This is a genomic window from Isoptericola sp. NPDC060257 (assembly GCF_042726645.1).
Classification (GTDB): domain Bacteria; phylum Actinomycetota; class Actinomycetes; order Actinomycetales; family Cellulomonadaceae; genus Isoptericola; species Isoptericola nanjingensis.
This window is the reverse complement of record NZ_JBHXAW010000351.1, coordinates 1-3907: the sequence shown is the minus strand read 5'-3', so window position 1 is coordinate 3907 and position 3907 is coordinate 1. Positions and strand designations below refer to the sequence as shown.

Genomic DNA, 3907 nt, shown 5'->3' with positions numbered 1-3907 from the left:
GTCCAGCGGCTGCTCGACGACGGTGACCGCCCGGACGACACCCGGCTCTGGCACGCCCTGCGCGGCACGAGCCGCGGCGGCAAGCGGCTGCGCCCCCGGCTCCTGCTCGACGCGTACGACGCGCTCGCCGGGGCGGCGCCGCCCGAGCCGCGGGACGTCGCGGTGCGCGTCGCCGCCGCCCTCGAGCTCCTCCACCACGCGTTCCTCGTGCACGACGACGTGATCGACGGCGCGGACACGCGCCGCGGCCGTCCCAACGTGGCCGGGTTGCACGCCGCGCAGGCGCTGGAGTCCGGGGCCAGCGCGCGGCAGGCCGAGGGCTACGGCGCCGCCGCCGGCATCCTCGCCGGCGACCTCGCCCTGGCGGCGGCCGTGCGGGCGGTCGCGCTCTGCGGGGCGGCCCCGTCGGCCACCGAGCAGCTCCTCGACGTCGTCGATGAGGCCATGCACCTCACCGCGGACGGCGAGCTCGCGGACGTCCGCCTCAGCCTCGGGGGGTGCGCCGACCTCGACGAGACGCTGCGCACCGCGGAGCGCAAGACCGCGGTCTACTCCTTCCAGCTCCCCCTGCGGGCCGCGGTGATCCTGGCCGGCCGGGAGGACCTGGACGAGGGCGTCCGGCGGCTGGGCCGCGACCTCGGGCTCGCGTTCCAGCTGCGGGACGACCTCGACGGCGTGTTCGGCGACCCGGCCGAGACCGGCAAGAGCAACGCCTCCGACCTGCGGGAGGGCAAGTGCACCCCGCTGGTCGCCCTCGCGCACGGGACGTCGGCGTGGGGCGAGCTGAGCACCCTGCTCGGCGACCCCGACACCGGGGACGCCGAGCTGCAGAGGGCCCGCGAGCTCCTGGAGGCCTGCGGGGCGCGTGCCGCCGTCGAGACGCTCGCCGCGGACCTCGAGCGGGACGCCGTGGCGCTCGGCCTCACCCTGGGCCTGGGGGAGCTTGCCGAGAACATGGCCGGGGCACACCTCACCCGGGCGTCGAGCGCCGCATGAACGCCGCGACGACATCGAGCGGGGCGGTCCCCGCCGTGCCCGCGGCCGGCGCCGCGGTCGCCGGCGTCGACGCCGGCATCGACGTCGACCCGACGTACGACGCCACCGCCGTGCGCAGCGCCGCGGTGGTGGTCCGCGCCTATTCCACGTCGTTCGGCTGGGCGTGCCGCCTGCTCGGCGACGACGTGCGCGACCACGTGCGCGGCGTCTACGCGCTGGTCCGGGTGGCCGACGAGATCGTCGACGACCCGCGGCCGGGGCTCTCCGTCGCCGAGCGCGGCGAGCTGCTCGACGAGCTCGAGCAGGAGGTGGCGCGGGCGCGGGGACGCGGGCGCAGCAGCAACTTCGTGGTGCACGCGTTCGCGCGCACGGCGCGCCGGTTCGGCATCGGGGACGACCTGGTGGGGCCGTTCTTCGCGTCGATGCGGACCGACCTCACGGTCACCGCCCACGACGAGGCCGGATTCGCCGCGTACGTGCACGGCTCGGCCGAGGTGGTCGGGCTGATGTGCCTGCGGGTGTTCGTCGCCGCCGACGACGCGGCCTACGACCGGCTGGCGCCCGGTGCGGCCCGCCTCGGGGCGGCGTTCCAGAAGGTCAACTTCCTGCGCGACCTGGCCGAGGACGTGGACCTGCGCGGCCGGTCGTACTTCCCGGGGCTGGACGTGGACGCGTTCGACGACGCCGACCGTGACCGGCTGCTCGCCGACGTCGACGCTGACCTGGCGGCCGCGCGCGTCGCGATCGACGAGCTGCCGCGCAGCTCGCGGCTCGCCGTACGGGTGGCGCACGACCTGTTCGCCGAGCTCTCCCGTCGGCTGGCGGCCACCCCGGCCGCCACGATCCGGCGGGAGCGGGTGAGGGTCCCGGGGCCGGTCAAGGCGCGGCTGGTGGCCGGGGCCCTTGCGAGGGAGGCGCTCCGATGAGGGTGGTCGTCGTGGGGGCGGGGATCGCGGGGCTGGCGACGGCGGGGCTGCTCGCCCGCGACGGGCACGAGGTCGAGGTGCTCGAGCGGCACGACGCCCCGGGTGGCCGCGCCGGCTCGTGGGAGCGCGCGGGCTTCCGCTTCGACACCGGCCCCTCCTGGTACCTCATGCCCGAGGTCTTCGACCACTGGTTCCGTCTCATGGGGTCGAGCGCCGACCGCGAGCTCGACCTGGTCGGCCTCGACCCGGCCTACCGGGTCTTCTTCGAGGGGCACGACGGCGCCCTGGACATCTCGCCCGACCGGGCCGCCAACGTCGCGGCGTTCGAGGCCGTCGAGCCCGGCGCGGGAGCACGGCTGGACCGCTACCTGGACTCCGCGCACGACACGTACGACCTGGCGTTGCGGCGCTTCCTGTACACGACGTTCGCCTCGTGGCGGCCGTTCGCGCACCGGGACGTCGCGACGCGGCTGCACCGGCTCGGGCCGCTGCTCGGCAGGTCGCTCGGCTCCCGCGTCGCCGCGCGCTTCCGGGACGTGCGGCTGCGCCAGGTGCTGGGCTATCCCGCGGTCTTCCTCGGCTCGTCGCCGGACCGGGCGCCGAGCCTGTACCACCTCATGAGCGCCCTCGATCTCGACGGTGGCGTGCGTTATCCCCAGGGGGGATTCGCGCGCGTGGTGGACGCGGTCGCCGGGCTCGCGGTGGGCGCAGGCGTCACCCTGCGCACCCGCGCCCGCGCGACCGCGATCACGACCACGGCCGTCGGGGCCCGCCCGGGGTCGGCTCGGTCCGGGCCCTCCGTCCCCGGACCCCGCCGTCCCCGGGCCGCGGTGACGGGGGTGCGCTGGGTGGACGACGCCGGGCGGGAGCACCATGCGCCCGCGGACGTCGTCGTCGCCGCGGCCGACCTGCACCACGTGGAGCAGGACCTGCTGCCGCCCGACCTCCGCGACCGGTCGCCCGCGTGGTGGTCCCGCCGCGACCCGGGCCCCGGCGGCGTCCTGGTGATGCTCGGCGTGCGGGGGCGGGTGCCGCAGCTCGCCCACCACTCCCTGTTCTTCACCGCGGACTGGGAGGAGAACTTCGGCGCCATCGCCGAGGGCCGCGTGCCCGACCCGGCGTCGCTGTACGTGTGCGCGCCGTCCCGCACCGATCCGACCGTGGCGCCGCCGGGGCACGAGAACCTGTTCCTGCTCGTCCCCGTCCCCGCCGACCCCGGCCTCGGGCGCGGCGGCGAGGACGGGGCGGGTGACGCCGCCGTCGAGGCGATCGCGGACGCCGCCATCGACCGTGTCGCCGCCTGGGCGGGCGTGCCCGACCTGCGTGCGCGGGTCGTGGTGCGGCGCACGGTCGGGCCCGGGGACTTCGCGGCGGACCTCTCGTCGTGGTCCGGTGGCATGCTCGGACCGGCGCACACGCTGCGTCAGAGCGCGATGTTCCGGGCGGGGAACCGTTCGCGGCGCGTCGCGGGGCTGCTCCACGCCGGCGGGTCGACCATCCCCGGCGTCGGGCTGCCGATGTGCCTCATCAGCGCGGAGCTCGCCGTGAAGCGGGTCCGCGGCGACATTACCGCCCACCCGCTGACCGAGCCGTTCCCCGAGACCCGTCCGGCCCTCGCCTCCCGGGAGTGATCACCCTGCACTGGACCTCCTTCGTCTACCTCGCGCTGCTGCTCGGGGCGCTCGCCTCGATGGCCCTCGTGGACCGGCGCGCGCGCCTCCTCCTCTGGTCGGCGCACCCCGGCCGCGGCGCCGCCGTGCTCGCCGTCGGCGCCCTGGTGTTTCTCGGGTGGGACCTCGTGGCGATCGCGGCGGGCTTCTACTCCCGCGGCGGGGCGGCCATGACCGGCGTCGAGCTCGCGCCGCACCTGCCGCTCGAGGAGCTGTTCTTCATCCTGTTCCTCTGTTATTTCACGCTGGTGCTGCACGGGCTCCTGCGGCGGGCGGTCGCCGGGCGGGGCGCTGCACGACGTCGCCCCGCCCGGC

4 protein-coding genes are annotated in these 3907 nt (G+C 76.6%); all 4 read left to right on the top strand.

Annotation, left to right across the window (positions count from 1 at the left end; genetic code table 11):
• The coding region (locus tag ACFWEK_RS19775; protein WP_430555147.1) for a polyprenyl synthetase family protein at positions 1 to 996 on the top strand (996 nt) is incomplete at its 5' end.
• Positions 993 to 1922 carry a phytoene/squalene synthase family protein gene (locus ACFWEK_RS19770; RefSeq protein ID WP_430555146.1) on the top strand — a complete coding sequence of 310 codons (930 nt, stop codon included), beginning with the start codon at positions 993 to 995 and terminating at the stop codon, positions 1920 to 1922. The genes ACFWEK_RS19775 and ACFWEK_RS19770, both read left to right, overlap by 4 nt.
• Positions 1919 to 3553: a phytoene desaturase family protein gene (gene crtI, locus ACFWEK_RS19765; protein ID WP_430555145.1), complete on the top strand. Its 1635-nt coding sequence runs from the start codon at positions 1919 to 1921 to the stop codon at positions 3551 to 3553. The genes ACFWEK_RS19770 and crtI overlap by 4 nt, the downstream gene beginning before the upstream one ends.
• Positions 3550 to 3907, top strand: a 358-nt coding sequence (locus tag ACFWEK_RS19760) for a lycopene cyclase domain-containing protein (protein ID WP_430555144.1), incomplete at its 3' end; no start/stop codon positions are given. The genes crtI and ACFWEK_RS19760, both read left to right, overlap by 4 nt.